Here is a 15719-nt window from a genome sequence, read left to right on the forward strand (position 1 = left end):
TGAACAACCGCGCATGGCCCCGACCGGTTCGCCCGGCCGGGGCCATGCGCCGTCGCGCCGTCGTCGGTGAGCACCCGGATCACCGGGGATCGGGCACCGAGCTGCCGTCGGGCGTGAGGACCAACCGCCCCCGCCGCCCACGCCGTTACGGGCGCCGCGCCACGAAGACGAACTCCCGGCCCGGCCGGTCCGGAGCCTCGCGCACGTCCTCGACGACGAACCCGCGCGCGGTCAGTTCCGCCTCGACCTCCTCCCGCTCCCGGAAGCGCAACGTCGAGTCCGAGGTCAGCACCTGTCCGTCCGCCGCGAACACATAGGTCCACCGAAACGACACCAACTGGCCTTCCACCGCGGTGACTTCGACCCAGCTCTCCACCACCCCGGCCCCGGACACCTCCGTCACGGCGTACGACGCCTCCCGGGTCCACTCCTCCCAGGCCCGCCGGGCCGGGTTCCGCGTCTCGAACACCAGCCGCCCACCGGGCCGCAGCGCCGCGCGGGCGCCCCGCAGCGTCTCCCGCCAGGCGTCCGCTCCCACGATCTGCTGGGCGACATTGGCCGTCATGGTCACCAGGTCGACGCGCAGCGGCGGAAGTCCGGTCGCGTCACCGTGGATCCACCGCACGCCTTCGGCACCCGGCTTCCCACGGGCCACGTCGAGCGAGGCCAGGGCCGGGTCGGCACCCACGACCTCGATCCCCCGTGCGGCCAGCAGCAGCGCGAACACCCCTGTCCCGCACCCGATGTCCAGCACCCGGCTCGCCCCGAACTCCTCCGCCATCCGGAGATAGGGGTCCAGGTCGCTGCGATCGGGGTCGAGCGGATCGTAGATCGCGGCAAGCCGCGGATGGGTGAAGCCCTCGTCAGCCATGCGGGCGACGGTAGGGGGAGCGGGCCCGGGCCGGCCACTCCATATCGCCCGGCGGCTCCTCGTGCTGGAGCCACTCCTCCAGCACGGTGAAGTCCCCGTCGGTGAGGCCCCGTTGGGGATTCACTCGGTGCAGGAGAGCATGTGCGGGGTGGTGGGCCGCCACCCAGGTCCGGTCCGCCCCGGTGATCTCGTCGTCGACCCGGACGAAGGGCCGGCCGGCCGCCCAGGAGACGAGGGGCCGGGTCTTCCAGTGCAGGCCGGGCGGCTCCGGCTCGTCCGGTTCGGGCCAGTCCACCACGGGGAGCGGGGGCAGCCCGAGCCAGGGCGCCAGGCAGGTGTTGGCGTCGTCCGTCCAGGTCGTGGCCCACACCGGTTCACAGCCGAGCGACGTCAGGCGCGCGCCGAGCGCGGGGTCCACGCGCGTCAGCAACGGGTGCCCGGCGGCGGCCTCGGGCAGCGAAACGACCCCGTCGTACACCGGGTACGGCCCCGCCCCGAACGGCAGCAGCACCCCGTCGACATCCAGGAAGAGCAGCATCTCAGCCCTGGAACCCGCCCTCGGCGAGGATCTCGTCGATACGGGCCCGGTGTGCCGCCTCCCAGTCGTCGAGCGTCTCGGCGGCCTCCCGGGCCAGCTTGGCGTGGGCGGCGGCAAGGACGTCGGCCCGCCGCGCGGCGGGGACGGCCACGACCCCCTCCTCGTCGGCGACCACCACGTCACCCGCCTCCACGAGCACCCCACCGCACCGCACCGGCGCACCCAGCGGCCCAACGGCCTTCTTGGCGGCGGGAATCGGGATGACACCCCGGGCGAACACGGGGAAGCCGGCTTCGCGCACCTCGGCGAGGTCGCGGATCAGCCCGTCGGCGACGAACGCGACGATGCCCCGGCGCTGGGCCACCGCACAGACGTTGCCGCCCGCCAGCGCGTAGTCGAGGTCCCCCGACTCCACCACGATCACCGTGCCGGGCTCCGCCCGGTGGATCGCCGCGTGCAGCATCAGGTTGTCGCCGGGTGGGCACCGTACGGTGAACGCCGGCCCCGCGACGCGCGGCACCGGCCCCCACAGCGGCCGGATCCCGATGTCCATGACGCGCTCTCGGCCCAGCAGATCGGCCAGAGTGGTCGTGGGGATGTCCGCGAACTCGGTGGTCTCGGTCACGCCCCGGACGTTACCGTGTCCGCATGACTGCCGGGTCGGCCTTGTGCCGTGAGCGAGTTGGGTGCCCGGCCTCCGAGTGAGGCCGGGGCGGGCCAGGAGCCCGCCCCTTTCTCTGAGTCGTCCAGGACATCACCGGAGACCAGAGAGAGAAGAGAGAGTGCCCCACCCCATCCACGACTTCAACCGCCAGATCATCGAGGAGTTCCGCGCGAACCACGGCCTGGTCGGCGGCCCCTTCGAGGGCGGCCGCCTGATCCTGCTCACCACCACCGGCGCCCGCACCGGTACCCCGCACACCACTCCCGTCGGCTACCTCCCCGACGGCGGCGACCGCATCCTCGTGATCGCCTCGGCGGGCGGCTCGCCCCGCCACCCCGACTGGTACCGCAACCTCATCGCGCACCCCCAAGTCACCGTCGAGAGCGGGGTGTTCACCTATGAGGCGAACGCCGTCCCGCTCGCCGGCGAGGAACGGGCCCAGGCGTTCGCACGGGCAGTGGAGGCGGACCGCGGCTGGGCGTCGTACCAGGAGAAGACGGACCGGATCATCCCCGTGGTCGCCCTGCACGAGATCGCCCGCCCCGGTCCACCGAACATCAACGCCTCATCGCCGGGCGAGGCGATCAAGCTCGTCCACGACGCCTTCCGTCGCGAACTCGCGCTGATCCGCAAGGAGATGGCGGCGTACGAGAAGGGCGGATCGACCCTGGGCGCCCAACTCCGCGTGAACTGCCTGACGTTCTGCCAGGGCCTGCACAACCACCACACCGGCGAGGACCTGGCCATGTTCCCGTTCCTCGCCGACCGCCACCCCGGAACGGCCCCGGTCCTCGACCGCCTGCGCGCCGAGCACGAGCGGATCGCGGCCCTGGTGGAGAAGCTGCGCGCGGCGCTCGCCGACCCGGACCCCGCATCCGTACGCACGGAGGTCGACCGCCTCACGACCGAGCTGGAAGCCCATCTGGCGTATGAGGAAGAGCAGTTGATCCCGCTCCTCACCGGCGTCTGACACGGAGCCACGGGCGGCCGTCGCGCTAGAACGGCAACGGCCGCCCGTGCACCACCTCCAGCCGTGACACCGCCCGGGTCAGCACGACGTACAGCCGGTGCAGCCCGCGTTCCTCCGCCTCCGCGATCGCGGCCGGTTCGACGGCCACCACATGGTCGTACTCAAGTCCCTTGACGACACCGGCCGGTACGACGCTCACCCGCGCACCGAGCTCGTCCGGCCCGGCGAAGGCGATCCCGGCCGCGTCGAGGGCCCGCCGCACCCCTTCCACGTCCGCGTCGGCCGCGACGACCCCGACGGACCCCTCGTACGCGAGCGAGTCCCGTACGGCGGCCACCACCGCGTCCGCCAGCGCCCCCGGGTCCGTCTCCCGCACCCTCAACTCGCCGTCCCCGCGCAGGGACCGCCCCGCCGGCACCTCCACGTCCAGCCTCTGCAGGAGCCGGTTGGCGAGCCCCACGACGGCCTGCGGCACCCGGAACCCGATGGTCAGCGGCACGACGGCCGCGTCCGGCTTGCCGAGATGGCGCAGGACGGGATGCCAGGAACGGGCCGCCCACGGCGTGGTCCCCTGCGCCAGGTCGCCGAGCACGGTGAGCGAGCCGAAACGGGCCCGGCGGGCGATCGCACGGCACTCCATCGGCGACAGATCCTGCGCCTCGTCGACGACGAGATGGCCGTACCCCTCGGGATGTGCGATCAGCCCGGAGATCTCGTCGAGCAGCACGAGGTCGGCGGCCGACCAGCGCGCCGACTTCCACGACCGCGGCGGCTTGGCCCACAGCAGGGCCTGTTGCTCATCGCGGTCGAGGATCCCGTCGGCGGCGGTCGCCAAGGCACCCTGGTCGGTGAGGAGTTCGGCCAGAAGCTCCTCGGGCCGCACCTTCGGCCACACGCCGTCGAGAAACGCCCCGACCGCCCGGGACCGCGAGACCCGCTGCACCCACGCACCACTCTGCGGCCCGGCCCGCCGCTCGGCCTGCAACTGCACACCGCGCACCACACGACTGCGCACCCGCTCCCGCCCGGTCCCGTACGGCGGTTCCTCGCCCCGTACGTCCGCCACGATCCGCGCGAGTTCCCCGGCCCCGACCCGCCAGCTGTACGAATCGTCCTTGATCGCCAGGGAGTTGACCGGTGTGGTCGACACGCGCGCGAAGAGCGCCCTGCGCAACACCTCGGCCATCCGGGGATCGTGCTTGAGGACGGCGGCCGGGTGGGCGTCGGTGGCGGTGACCGGGTGTCGGCCGATCTCGTCCTGGAGCGTGGACTGCCGTACGCCGGTCTCGCCGAGCGCGGGCAGGACCTGGGAGATGTAGGAGAGGAAGGTCCGGTTGGGCCCGAGGACGAGGAGCCCACCGCGCCGGATCCGCTGCGGGTGGGTGTACAGGAGATAGGCGGCCCGGTGCAGCCCGACGGCGGTCTTGCCGGTCCCGGGAGCCCCCTGGACGCACACGGAGACGGCGAGGTCCTCTCGTACGAGGGTGTCCTGCTCGGGCTGGATGGTCGCCGCGATGTCCCGCATGGGTCCGACCCTGGGCCGTTCGATCTCCTGGGTGACGATGCCGCTGACCTGCGGAGTCTCCCCGTTCACGAGATGCTCGTCCTCAAGCCCGGTGAGGTCGGCGGACTCCCCCGTACTGCCCGGCGCCCACCCGAACCTGCGCCGCACGGCGACGCCCTGCGGATCGCGGGCGCCGGCCTGATAGAAGGCGCGGGAGACCGGGGCGCGCCAGTCCACGACGAGGGGCGGGGCGGCGGGATGCTCGGTGATCCGCAGCCGCCCGAGGTGATACGCCTGCCCGGCGTGGTCACCGTGGTCGAACTCCAACTTACCGAAGAACAAGGGCCCTTCGGGCAGTTCCCGCATCTCCTTCGCCTTGCTGCGCAGCTGGTACCCGAGCACCTCGGCGTCGGCCCCGGAGGCGGAGACGTCCTCGCCGGTGACCGTGTGCTCCTGGGCGCCTTCGACCATGGCGGTGAGTGCGGCACGGCAGCGGTCGTGGTGGAGGCGTTCCAGGCGGAGCTCGTGATCGAGGGACGTCATTCCAGCAAACATACCGGAATAACGTAACCGAGTTAAATTTATTACCGAGCTTCACCAGGCCTCAGGCGAGGTGCGGGAGCCCCACCGCCAGCAACCCGAACGCCCGCTCCGCCGCGGCCACCGCGTCCCCCCGCACGTCCCCGACCCGCTCCCCCGCCGCGATCCGCCGCCAGTTCTCCATGGCGAGCACCCGCCGCACGGCGATGATCTGCCCGGCCGCCAGCCGCGCGTCCAGGTCCCCGCCGAGCGCCTCCGCGAGCGCGGCCTCCTGCCGCTCCAGGTGCCCGTGGGCGCGGGCGACCAGGGCGGGGGTGCCGTAGAGCAGCGAGTGGAAGGCGAGAACGTTCGGGTGATCATTGAGCCCGGTGACGGGATCCTCCCGCTCCAGCCCGTCGAGGAAGTGCCGCCGCAGGGCGACGAGGGGCGCCTCGTCCGACTGGGTCACCACCCGCGCGGCCTCGTCCTCATGATCGGCGATCCGGTACAGGACGAGGTCCTCCTTCGCCGGGAAGTACCGGAACAGGGTCGGCTTGGAGATCTCCGCGGCGGCGGCGACCTCGGCGACGGAGACGGCGTCGAAGCCCTTCTCCAGGAACAGGCCGACGGCGATCCCCGACACCGACTCGTACATCCGCTGCTTCTTGCGCTCACGCAGGCCGGGCTCGGTCATGGGGTCGAGCGTACGCACCGCCGCGCGGACCGACGTCAGGACTCCTTGAGCGGCGCGGGCATCTTCGGCACCCTGCGCCTGCACAGTCCCAGAGAACCCCTGGCGGTGGTCAGGGTCATCTCGTACGCGTCTACGGCCCGCCGCACGTTCGGTGTGTCCAGAGCGACCCCTGTCGTCATCCGGTCCAGATCGACGTAGGCCGAACGGATCTGCTCGATCCAGCGGTAGACGCGCCAGTCCTGCTCCCAGCCCACGACACACGAAGGAGGAAGCTTCCTGCTCCAGCGCTCGAACATGCGCGTCCGCATCTCGGTCGGCGTCGGCGTCAGATGCAGATGGCGGACGAGGTCGTACAGGGGATCGCCGATCATCCCCATCTCCCAGTCGATGATGGTCAGTCCGCCCCGGCGCCCGGCCCGCACCAGATTCCAGGGATTGAGGTCGCCGTGCAGCAGAACGGGGGTGCGCTCGGTCACCTGGTAACGGCCGAGGATCCGCCGGAGCACGCCGCCGTCCGGCAGGCCCCGTTGGTCGGCGGCGAACAGGGTCTCCGCGGGAAGTTCCTCGACGAAAGCAACGAGCCGTGCGGTCAGCCAACGGAAGAAGTCCGCCTTCGACTCGTCGGAGGGCAAGGACGAGTGATCCACCTCCGCGAGCGCGGCGAGTTCGTCGACCAGTTCGTCCGCCTCGGCGGGCCGCAGCCCGTGCACAGGGTGCTGCGGGGCCTGGCCGCCGGGACCCTCGTAGGTGTGGATCGCGAAGTGGCGCCCGCGGTCGTCGTGGCCCAGCGCCAGGATCCGCGGTGCCCGTACCTGTGCGCCGGACCGCTCGATGACCTGCAGGACGGCGTGCTCCGGGAGGAACCCCTTCTCCCGCCGAGGGGCCGCCGCGGTCTCACGACGGACCACCACGGGATCCGCACAACACTCCAGATGGACAACGGAGTTGAGATGAGCCGTGCCGCGGAAGACCCGGCCGGCCGGGGCGACGCCCTCCATCGCCAACGCGCGGCGCACCAGGTCCGGCGGGAAGTCGTCGCGCTCGCGTACCCGGATATCGCGCCGCCACTGGAACAGAGTGTCCGGTACCTCCCCGGCCTCCCGGGCGATACGCGCCGCCTGCCACCGGTACAGGGCGTCCGCGATCTCCTTCTCGGGCGGGACCTCCGACATTCCCAGTACGTCGGCCGCGCGCTCCAGAGCCGTACCGATGTCGCCGGCCGCGGCCGCCAGCCGACGCTCCTCGACCGAGTCGCCGAGAGACTTCGCCACCCGGATCACATCGTCGTAACCGGCGTGGACGCGCTCGAAATCGACGTAGCACCCGAGGTCCCGGCCGAGACCGTTGACCGCCAGGGGCCTCGTGTGCCGCATCTCGCGCGCCCACTCCTGGACGACCTCGTCCACCTGGTCCTCGGGGTAACGCATCCGCACCACGTGACCGGCCAGCCCGTGCAGCGGGTCCCCGTACGACGCCGAGGTCCAGTCGAGACGGGCCACCGAGAGCTTGGGGCCCTCCAGGACGATGGTGTTGTCCCGGCTGAGGTTTGTGAGCAGGAGACCGTAGGGACGGCGGGCCATCGCGGGAACCCGTGCGGCGAACCGGTCCAGAGCGTCACCGGGCACGCCCAGCACGGCGAACAGCCCGCCAATAGCAGTCCAGTTGGGATCGAGCATCCGCCGCTTGGCACGCCGGACGAGCGTGTCCAGATAGTCCCGGCTGTCCCTCTCGTTGCGCGGCCACTCGGCCGGCAGCGCGGGCAGCGCCTCCTTGCGCACGAGGGTCAACTGGGCGAGAAACCGGGTCAGCACACCGACGACCAGTGAGTCGACGGGCTTGTCGGCGGGACAGACCTTGGCCAGGACGTCGGCGGCTGGACCGGGGGGCACCACCGGCACTCCCACGGAGATCTCGGAGAGATATCCGTTCCGGCGAAACGCCGAAAGAACGGCACTCCGGACTTCGCCCCCGCGGTCAGGCCAAGCCCCGATCGGCACCCGTGCTCCTGAAAGGCTAGTTCTAAACATCCAAAGTGATGCGCATCCAAGAAAATTGATGCACACGATAGCGGGACACGCCCCTCGGTATGGCCTTCATTCGGCCTTTGGGACGATGCCTGCCGGACATGTCCGGGACGTGCCGGAGATTTAACGTCCCCGCACCCACTTCGTTACGTCGCCAGCAGCCGCCACGTCGAGTCGAACCAGCTCTGCCAGCTGCTCACGATCAGTGAGTCCTGGGACTCGGGGTCGTCGTCCTTGGCGCAGTGGGTCAACGTGGAGTCGAAGCCCATGACGTCGACGACGTCCAAGGTGGTTCCGTCATCGAGGGTTATGGGCCGCTCGGTCGGCATGTACGGCCCTGTCACCACCTCGGCCCCATTGAAGAGGTAGAGCTTCGAGTAGGGAGCGAGAGGAACCCGGCGGATCTCCACCGTGGCTGACAACCCGTCGATGTCCCTGTCCAGCTCCTGAAGGCGGCGGACGAGGTTGTCCGTGTGGTACTTCCTGATGCCCCGAAGGTGCCGCCGCGGCCTGTCGTCGGCCCGGTCGGCCGGTGCGTAGGGGAAGGGCAGCGGCTGGTCGTTCGACGGCACCAGCATGCGAATGGTGATGCTGGCCGGCCTGATCTCTCGCGCCCGGATGAGCTCCTCCTGGGCGCGCACGTGGGTGTAGAGCACTTCCGAAGTGAGGGTGAACACGTCCAGCGCGACATCGCGCGCCGTGAACGCGGACGCGATCAGCGGCCCGAGCGTCACCCGCCGCGCGCCGGTGTCCCTGCGTGCGCTCGACCTCATCGTCTGCGTACGCAGCACCACCGCGCCTCTGCCCTGGCGCGGCTCGATCCAGCCTTCACGGGCCAGGACCAGGAACACCCGCTGGACGGTGTCGCGAGACACACGATGCTTCGCGGCGAGATCGCGCTGCGACGGCAGAAGGGCGCCTTCGTCGTACTCGCCTTCTGTGATGTCCGCGAGCAGGGCGCTCTTCAGTTCCTGGAACTTCCGGCCGCCTTCGTCAGCCACACTCCCGGTACTCACACGCCGACCCTACCGCCGTCCGCCACGCACCAAACCAGTTCCAGGCAACCAGGGTGCCTGCAGGCCGAGTTGATTAGGGATCAGTTCGGCCGGGGACAACCACTTTGCGGTAACCAGTCCACTGGACTGAAGGGGGGCGTCATGGCGTCAGGACGGGTCATAGCGGTGCCAGCAGGAGTCGAACCAGTCCTGCCAGCTCTGCATGAACACCGAGCCGGTGGCATTGGGGTCACCCTCGTCGTTGACGAGACGGACCAGGGTCGAGCCCAGCCCCAGGACGTCCCAGGCATCGATCTCGGTGTCGTCGTCCAACAGGATCGTGCGCTCCACGATCTTGTAAGGACCGAGAAGTCCCTCGACACCGCGCCGCAGATACAGCTTGTGGGTCGGAACGAGCGGGACCTCACGGACCGCCACATCCACGTCGGCCACGAGCCCGTCCGTCTTGAGGTTGCGCAGGGCATTGCGGAGCGAGGAGGCGTGGCGCCGGATGATCTCCCGAGTGCGAACCTGGAGCATCCGGTCCAGTTCCTTCACGTCGGCCGTGGAGTCCTTCGGCACCCTGGCCCGCGGATACGGCAGCGTGATCTCGTCCGAAGGCAGCAGTATCCGGAGCGCGATGCGTTCAGGGGCGGGGATCTGCCTGGTGCTGATCAACTCAGCCTGCATGCGCATGTGGGTGTCGAAACTTTCCGAAGTGAACGTGTAGACGTCCAGTTCCACAACTGGTTGAGCGAAGGCTCGGGCGACAAAAGGTCCGAGTGCTATGCGGCCAGGAGGCACCTTCAGTTGCGTCGCCCCATAGATGGGAAGCGCCTCTCGGACCTTCGAGCCGCTGCCCCGACGGGATTCGATCCAGCCTTCGGTCCTCAGCTCGTGCAGAACACGCTGGATCGTGTCGCGCGAGACGTCGAACTCGTCGGCCAGAGCACGCTGCGGGGGCAGGTTAGAGCCCGGCCGGTACTCACCGTCGGAGATACGGGACCGCAGCGTTGCCAGGATGGTGGCTACCTTGCCGCGTTCTTCGCTCACACCGCGACGGTACCTCCCGCACCGTCCATGCAAACCACCTTCAGTCCACAAGCAGTCAAACCGACCGCCCAACAGGCCAACATTTGAAGGCCGGTTAGTCGATCAGACCGACAGGGAACAACCAATTCTGAGGCAACCAGTCCAATTGGACCGCTGACTGATCAGCCCCATCTAAGTGGAGGGGAGTGGACAGCAAGGTGGACCGGTTACGTGCGCACGGCTCAACCGACGGCTCAGGGGAAGGTCCGCAGGACGTTCAGTACCTGCTCCATCGAGCCCACGACGACCTCGGCGCCCGCGTCCCTCAGGATCCGCTCCTTGTGCGCGTTACGCGCGTAGCCGAGGAACGAGACCCCGGCCTGCCGTGCGGCTTGGAAGTCGGTCGCGGTGTCGCCGATCATCAGCGTGGCCGAGGGATCGGCCCCCATGGCCTTGATGGCCTCTTGCAGGCAGTACGGGTTGGGCTTCATCAGGTCGAGGTCCTGCGTGCGGCCGTAGACGTACGGGAAGCAGTCCTTCAGCCCGCGGATCTCGATGTACGCCTCTGCCGCGCGGGCGGAGTTGTTGGTCGTGACCGCGAACCTGGCTCCGAGCGACCACCATGTCCTGATCAGTCGATCCACATACGCGGTCGGCATCGCTTTGCGGACGGCATCCAGTTCTCGCCCGGTCAGCCATTCCTCCAGCTCAAGGATCAGGTCGCTTCCCCTGCGCTGTGCGTGCACGCTCCTCAGGATGTCCTGAGGGTCGACGCTGGATCGTTCCTGCCGGCTCAGCAAGGAACCCAGGCCCAACGCATCGATCTTTCCGACCAGTTGCCCGGCTATCTGATGCGCCGGATACCCCGCGAACAGCCGGCACATCGGCCCGTCCATGTCCCAGAGCACGTGCCGGGCGGAGGTGACCAGTGATGCGAGTCGTGCTGTCTCTGCTGTCACTGGTTCAGTGTGCGTCGTCTCAGGAGTCACTAGGAGAGTGTCAGGTCCGTCGTGATGGTTTCCCAGAGGGCGTTGAACCACTTCTGCGACTGCACGACGAACGCGGCGTCGCGGTCGCCGACCCCCTTCTCGAAGGAGAAGAGCAGGGAGGCCGAGCCGAGGACGTCGTACATGTCGAGGATTCCGTCGTCGGACATCTCCTCACGGCGGGTCACCATGTAGTACGCGATCAACGCTTCCGAGTCGTTGAGCAGATACAGCTTCACCGGCGGCGTGAACGGCAGTGCCCGGAATCTGACCTTGACGTCGATGCCGTGGGACGAGCGCAGGGCCTGGAGGTTGTGGCGCAGGACGTGGCCCTGGGCGTTGCGCTGGGTCAGCCAGCGCTCGTGGACGGGGTTGTCGTCCTCGGGGACCTCGACCGGGACGGGGAAGGCGAGGGTGATCTCCCGGGACGGCAGCAGGATGCGGACGTCGATCGACTCGGGGTGGATGGTGCCCTCGTGGATGAGGCGCAGCGGTTCGCCCAGGGCCACCATCAGGGTCTCGGCGGTCAGGCAGGCGGCGTCGATACGGACGTTCGGGGCGGTGAAGGCTTCCGACAGGCGGGGGGCCAGGGCGACCATCGTGGGCTGGGGCTCGCCGGTCACCGGCACCCGCTCCGCGATCCGCGGCGGGCTCCCCTTGCTCACGTTGCTGAGCAACCCGTCCTCCTGCAGCGCGCGCAGTGCCTGACGGACCGCGCCCCGTTCCACGCCGAACTCGTCCGCCAGTTCGGCCTGGGTGGGCAGGCGGTCGCCCGCCTTGAGGTCACCCGCACGGATGCGATCCCGCAGGGTGTCGGCGATTTCCTGGGGCGAGAGCCTTCTGCTGCCGTTCACTGCCACGTTCTCCTGAGTCACGACCAAACGTTACAACTCCAATCCATCTATGGGGAGTTGTACGGAAGTTGTTTATCAACCATGACCAAGTGGGGACAACATAGTAAGAGTTGGTTACCAACTTCGTTGAGTTGGTGGAAGTTTTGCCTCCGCGCCCGCCCTGTCCGCCCGAAAGCCCGAAGGGGGAACCAACATGCCGGCCCTCGCCCTCCTCTCCGCCGTCTTCGTAGTCGGCGTCGAGCAGACCTTGCAGTGGAAGTACGGCGCCAGCGGCATCATCGGGATGCTGCTGCTGACCATCGGCATCAAGGCCAAGAACCCCGCGATCAGCTCGACAGGGGCGGTCGTGCTCGCCCTGCTGGTCGCGGGACCGGCCCTGTGAGTGAAGAGAGCCACCGTCAGCCTGCGTGGGAGACGTCAGTTCGTGAGTGCCAACTCCGAACTGATCGTCTCCCACAGTGCGTTGAACCACAGGTGGGACTGTTCCACGAAGGTCGTGTCCCGCAGGTCGGTGCCCTGCTCGAAGGCGAACAGCATCGTCTGCGTGCCCGCGGAGTCGTACAGCTCCATGTGCTCATGGTCGATCTCCGCCTTCCGGCGCGACAGCGTGTAGTACGCGAACAGCGCTTCCTCGCCGTTGAGCAGGTACAGCTTCACCGGCGGTGTGAAGGGCAGGGCGCGGAAGGAGACGTGGACATCGATGCCGTGCGTGGCACGCAGGGCCAGGAGGTTGTGCTGGAGGACCTGGCCCTGGGCGTTGCGCTGGGCCAGCCAGCCGTCGTGGACCGGGTCGCCGTCACCGCGGCCGTCGACCAGGACCGGGAAGGCGAGGTCGATGTCCCCGCCCGGCAGCAGGACACGGACGTCGATCTTGGCCGGATTCAGCCGCCCGGCGTGGATCTGGCGCAGCCCCTCACCGATGGCGAGGTTGAGGGACACCGACGTCAGGCACAGGGCGTCTATCTCGACGTGCGGGGCCGCGAAGGCGGAGGCGATCCGGGGTCCGAGGGAGACCGTCGTGGGCTGCGGTGTGGCCGCCGGGCCGGTGAGCGCCCGGCCGACGCCCAGGTCGGGGGCGACGGTCGCCGGGCTCCCCTTGGAGACGTTGGTGAGCAGGTGCTCCGTCTGGAGCAGGTGCAGCGCCTGCCGTACGACCCCGCGCTCGACGCCGAACTCGTCGGCCAGCCGCGCCTGCGTGGGCATCCGCTGACCTGCCCGCAGCGTGCCGGACCTGATCCGGGCGCGGAGCTCGTCGGCCACCTCGTGATGTGACGTCTGTGGCCGCTGTGACCTCTTCCGTCCATTGACGGAGGCGTGTTTCGGGTCCACGACCAAACACTACAACTTCCCGCCATCTTTTGGCAGTTCAGTGAAAGGTGGTTATGAGCCGCATCCAAGCGGAGATAAGTACAGTGAAGTTGGTCGCCAACTTGAGCAACCTTGAGAAACATGGTCAAAACTTCACAAGGTTGGCCAACTCGGAGGCCGACAGGGGCCACCGTCCCGAAGGAGGGACCGTCATGCCGTTCGTCGCTGTCGCCATCGCCGCCCTCGCAGTCGGCTTCGAGGCACTCGTCCAGTGGAAGTGGGGCGCGATGGGCATCGTCGCGTTCGTCGCGCTGACCATCGGCGTCAAGTCCAAGAACCTCGCGATCGGTGGCATCGGGGCGGTCATCCTCGTGATGCTGCTCGCCCAGTCCGGATGACGCCCGCCCCGTCGGGCCCAGGATCCGGCTGACCGGGCTCCCTTCCGGAGGGGAGCCGGGAGCTCGGTCGGTCTGCACAGCCACAACTGAACACCGACAACTGAACAGCAGCGACAGCTGCACCCACCCGCACAGCCACAACTGCACGACGAGAACCGAACACCGATAACTGAACACCGATAACTGAACCACCGACAACTGAAGATCGACAACTGAACACTTCGCTACGGATGCGAAAGCACAACCAGGAACACAGCCCACCCGTCCCCGCCAGAAGGGAGCGTCAGAACATGTCCGGGCACCAAGGCCGCCTGGACGTACGCAGCAGGGCGTCGGCCCCCCGGCCGGCGCCCGCTTGTTCTTCCTGCACCCGGCCGAGCGCCACGAGCCGCACCGCCGACTCGTCACCGAGCCACAGTGCCGCCAACTCCCCCACGTCCAGAGTGAGATCGGCGCTCTCCGTCGTCGCCGTGCAGGAGGCCCCGGCAGGTGAGACGTCCAGCCGGTACCGGCCGCCGGCCAGTCCGGCCCGGTCCACGACCTCCAGCACCAGCGAGCCCTCACCCTCGTAGGTTCGTGCCTCCAGGGCCCGTACGACGTCCAGGATCCGCACCCACAGCCAGTCCGACTGCGTGGAGATCCCGGCCGCGCGCGGGTCGGGCAGCAAGTGTGGGAGCAGGTCATCGGGGGCGCGCGGGCCGCTCTTGACCTGCGTGACCCAGTCGACCGAGCACAGGTAGTGCCACAGGGCGCGCTCGGCGGCCGGAGTCGAGGCGAGCAACGCCCGCACACTCGCCGTGTTCAAGGGCTGCTTGGCGTCACCCCACCTGTCGTCCACCTCGTACGCCAGGAGCCCCTCGACCGTGCCGTCCGCCGCCCGGTACACCGCGAAGAACGGCTCGGTCCACTTCGGGTCGAAACGCAGGGCCCCCGTCTTGAGCCGCCACAGCCAGTCACTGCGGCTGACGGCACCGGGCGTGACGCGGCGCACCCGGTCGTGCAGTTCGGGGCCGAGCTTGCGTACCTCGTCGGGGTCCACCAGGTCGATACGGCCGCCGGCGCCCAGGTCCGGCCCACGGGAGTCGAGGCCGGTGCGCGGGAGGTCGATGGTCCACTCGGCGGCCGAGGTGGCGGGGCCGAATCCGTAGCGGCCGTAGATCCGGTACTCGGCGGCGATCAGCGTGGCCACGACGTCCCCGCGTTCCTTCGCGACGGCGAGGTCGTCGCTCATCATGCGGGTGAGCAGACCGCGCCGGCGATGGGTGGCGGTCACGGTGACGGCGGTTATCCCGTCGGCGGCCACGAACTCGCCCCCGACCGCCGTGACCTCCTGCGCGAAGGACCGGAAGGTCGCCACGCACCGGTCCCCCTCGAAGGCCCCGAGGTACCGACCTGGCTCGAACTGACTCCTCCGGGCCTCCAGCTCCGCCTCCGCCACGACCGGCTCCCGCAGAAACCCTGCGTTCACGGCTCGAAGCCACTCGGGAAACTCGGCCTCGGTGATCGGACGGACGTCTGTGCCGGTTCGGTCGCTCATGGGATCACGGTAGGTCGGCGGGCATGAGGTGTCGCCTCGTTTTCCACACCACGTCCGCCTTGAATCCCGCGCCACAGCCGCCCTGATCACCCACCCCGCGCCACGGCCGGCTCGCTTCCCGGCGGCCGGGCGCCGTCAGCTCCCGCACTACGTCAGCAGGTCCTCCACCTGCGCCTCACCCTCCCGGTATCTCCGGGTGATCTCCCCGCTGCACTCGTCCGCCGTCCGCTGCAGCCGCTGGCGCCGTCCGGACACCTGCTGCTCGTACCGCACGAGTCGGCCCATCGCGGTGTTCAGCTCCAGGTCGGTGCGGGCGTCCAGGTCCGAGAGTTCGACCTCGGCGAGCATCTCCGCGGCCAGCAGCCGGTACTTCTCGCTGTACGGCGTGCCCAGCGTGACGTGGCGGGCCGAGGAGCGGTGGCGGGCCGGGGCGTCGGTGAGGATCTCCGGGAGGCGCTCGAAGACCGACCCCTCGCCGGCGTCCTCGAAGGCTCCGGCGCCCGACGGGGACCGGCGTGCCAGTTCCGCGCGGAGGATGTCGATACGGCCCTGCAGCAGCCGTCGGACATAGCTGAGGTCCGCTTCGTCGCGCTGGGCGTCCCGGCGCAGGGTGCGCAGTTCGGGCAGGCTCAGCGCGGGGAGTTCATGCTCGGGCGGCTCCGAGGACAGCAGGCGTCCGTCCGTTCGCTGCGCGGGTGGACGGGGTCCCTCCGGGGTCGCCCTGCGGGCAGCGCCCTGCGATCGCGGTGTCTCGGGGCCTGCCCCGCGGACAGGCCCGGAATGATGCCCGGTGCTCGGTGTGCTCATGCGCCTCTATCGTCCCCT

General features: G+C 69.4%; 16 protein-coding genes. 3 read left to right on the forward strand and 13 right to left on the reverse strand.

Annotation, left to right across the window (positions count from 1 at the left end; genetic code table 11):
- Nucleotides 1–145: 145 nt before the first annotated feature.
- Genes ACZ48Z_RS15195 through ACZ48Z_RS15205 form a run of 3 tightly spaced genes read right to left on the reverse strand, consistent with a single transcriptional unit; the run spans nt 146 to nt 2034 of the window.
- Nucleotides 146–871 (reverse strand): class I SAM-dependent methyltransferase, encoded by a 726-nt coding sequence (locus ACZ48Z_RS15195; protein ID WP_468736282.1) that lies wholly within the window; start codon nt 869–871, stop codon nt 146–148.
- Complete coding sequence (locus ACZ48Z_RS15200) at nt 864–1409, reverse strand: HAD domain-containing protein (protein WP_468736283.1); 546 nt, start codon at nt 1407–1409, stop codon at nt 864–866. The genes ACZ48Z_RS15195 and ACZ48Z_RS15200 overlap by 8 nt, the downstream gene beginning before the upstream one ends.
- Before the next feature lies 1 nt (nt 1410).
- A complete protein-coding gene (locus ACZ48Z_RS15205; protein WP_468736284.1) occupies nt 1411–2034 on the reverse strand; it encodes an RraA family protein in 624 nt (207 codons plus the stop codon).
- 157 nt (nt 2035–2191) lie between these two features.
- On the opposite strand from ACZ48Z_RS15205, the gene ACZ48Z_RS15210 reads away from it, so the two are divergent.
- Complete coding sequence (locus ACZ48Z_RS15210; protein WP_468736285.1) at nt 2192–3043, forward strand: nitroreductase/quinone reductase family protein; 852 nt, start codon at nt 2192–2194, stop codon at nt 3041–3043.
- Between the two features lie 25 nt (nt 3044–3068).
- On the opposite strand, the gene ACZ48Z_RS15215 is transcribed toward ACZ48Z_RS15210, so the two are convergent.
- The 7 genes from ACZ48Z_RS15215 to ACZ48Z_RS15245 all read right to left on the reverse strand — a co-directional run bounded on the left by ACZ48Z_RS15215 (nt 3069) and on the right by ACZ48Z_RS15245 (nt 11678).
- Nucleotides 3069–5090 carry a HelD family protein gene (locus tag ACZ48Z_RS15215; protein ID WP_468736286.1) on the reverse strand — a complete coding sequence of 674 codons (2022 nt, stop codon included), beginning with the start codon at nt 5088–5090 and terminating at the stop codon, nt 3069–3071.
- A gap of 61 nt (nt 5091–5151) precedes the next feature.
- On the reverse strand, nt 5152–5760 hold the full coding sequence (locus tag ACZ48Z_RS15220; protein WP_468736287.1) for a TetR family transcriptional regulator: 609 nt from the start codon (nt 5758–5760) through the stop codon (nt 5152–5154).
- 35 nt (nt 5761–5795) lie between these two features.
- Nucleotides 5796–7649 carry an aminoglycoside phosphotransferase family protein gene (locus tag ACZ48Z_RS15225; protein WP_468736288.1) on the reverse strand — a complete coding sequence of 618 codons (1854 nt, stop codon included), beginning with the start codon at nt 7647–7649 and terminating at the stop codon, nt 5796–5798.
- Nucleotides 7650–7930: 281 nt separating this feature from the next.
- On the reverse strand, nt 7931–8800 hold the full coding sequence (locus ACZ48Z_RS15230; RefSeq protein ID WP_468736289.1) for a winged helix-turn-helix domain-containing protein: 870 nt from the start codon (nt 8798–8800) through the stop codon (nt 7931–7933).
- Between the two features lie 147 nt (nt 8801–8947).
- Complete coding sequence (locus tag ACZ48Z_RS15235; RefSeq protein WP_468736290.1) at nt 8948–9832, reverse strand: GntR family transcriptional regulator; 885 nt, start codon at nt 9830–9832, stop codon at nt 8948–8950.
- Nucleotides 9833–10065: 233 nt separating this feature from the next.
- Nucleotides 10066–10770, reverse strand: coding sequence for an HAD family hydrolase (locus tag ACZ48Z_RS15240; RefSeq protein WP_468736291.1), 705 nt, complete (start codon nt 10768–10770; stop codon nt 10066–10068).
- A gap of 29 nt (nt 10771–10799) precedes the next feature.
- On the reverse strand, nt 10800–11678 hold the full coding sequence (locus ACZ48Z_RS15245; protein WP_468736292.1) for a winged helix-turn-helix domain-containing protein: 879 nt from the start codon (nt 11676–11678) through the stop codon (nt 10800–10802).
- A gap of 166 nt (nt 11679–11844) precedes the next feature.
- Here ACZ48Z_RS15245 and ACZ48Z_RS15250 point away from each other — a divergent pair, with 166 nt between their 5' ends.
- Nucleotides 11845–12033, forward strand: coding sequence for a hypothetical protein (locus ACZ48Z_RS15250; RefSeq protein WP_053851924.1), 189 nt, complete (start codon nt 11845–11847; stop codon nt 12031–12033).
- A 35-nt stretch (nt 12034–12068) separates the two neighbouring features.
- Here ACZ48Z_RS15250 and ACZ48Z_RS15255 read toward each other — a convergent pair whose 3' ends face one another.
- Entirely contained in the window at nt 12069–12986 is a 918-nt protein-coding gene (locus ACZ48Z_RS15255; protein ID WP_468736293.1) for a winged helix-turn-helix domain-containing protein, read from the reverse strand.
- Between the two features lie 185 nt (nt 12987–13171).
- Here ACZ48Z_RS15255 and ACZ48Z_RS15260 point away from each other — a divergent pair, with 185 nt between their 5' ends.
- Complete coding sequence (locus tag ACZ48Z_RS15260) at nt 13172–13357, forward strand: hypothetical protein (protein WP_468736294.1); 186 nt, start codon at nt 13172–13174, stop codon at nt 13355–13357.
- A 283-nt stretch (nt 13358–13640) separates the two neighbouring features.
- Here the strand turns inward: ACZ48Z_RS15260 and ACZ48Z_RS15265 are convergent, their stop codons facing one another.
- Nucleotides 13641–14894: a GNAT family N-acetyltransferase gene (locus tag ACZ48Z_RS15265; RefSeq protein WP_468736295.1), complete on the reverse strand. Its 1254-nt coding sequence runs from the start codon at nt 14892–14894 to the stop codon at nt 13641–13643.
- 147 nt (nt 14895–15041) lie between these two features.
- The gene (locus ACZ48Z_RS15270) at nt 15042–15701 is read right to left on the reverse strand and encodes an RsiG family protein (protein WP_468736296.1); all 660 of its coding nucleotides are present in this window, start codon (nt 15699–15701) and stop codon (nt 15042–15044) included.
- Nucleotides 15702–15719 lie beyond the last annotated feature (18 nt).

This window comes from Streptomyces sp. NPDC031225 (assembly GCF_055570355.1).

What these genes read in the sequence shown, in the direction of transcription:
- ACZ48Z_RS15200 (WP_468736283.1), bottom strand. Translation starts at nt 1,409, where the DNA reads ATGCTGCTCTTCCTGGATGTCGACGGGGTGCTGCTGCCGTTCGGGGCG.
- ACZ48Z_RS15260 (WP_468736294.1), top strand. Translation starts at nt 13,172, where the DNA reads ATGCCGTTCGTCGCTGTCGCCATCGCCGCCCTCGCAGTCGGCTTCGAG.
- ACZ48Z_RS15265 (WP_468736295.1), bottom strand. Translation starts at nt 14,894, where the DNA reads ATGAGCGACCGAACCGGCACAGACGTCCGTCCGATCACCGAGGCCGAG.
- ACZ48Z_RS15195 (WP_468736282.1), bottom strand. Translation starts at nt 871, where the DNA reads ATGGCTGACGAGGGCTTCACCCATCCGCGGCTTGCCGCGATCTACGAT.
- ACZ48Z_RS15270 (WP_468736296.1), bottom strand. Translation starts at nt 15,701, where the DNA reads ATGAGCACACCGAGCACCGGGCATCATTCCGGGCCTGTCCGCGGGGCA.
- ACZ48Z_RS15220 (WP_468736287.1), bottom strand. Translation starts at nt 5,760, where the DNA reads ATGACCGAGCCCGGCCTGCGTGAGCGCAAGAAGCAGCGGATGTACGAG.
- ACZ48Z_RS15250 (WP_053851924.1), top strand. Translation starts at nt 11,845, where the DNA reads ATGCCGGCCCTCGCCCTCCTCTCCGCCGTCTTCGTAGTCGGCGTCGAG.
- ACZ48Z_RS15215 (WP_468736286.1), bottom strand. Translation starts at nt 5,090, where the DNA reads ATGACGTCCCTCGATCACGAGCTCCGCCTGGAACGCCTCCACCACGAC.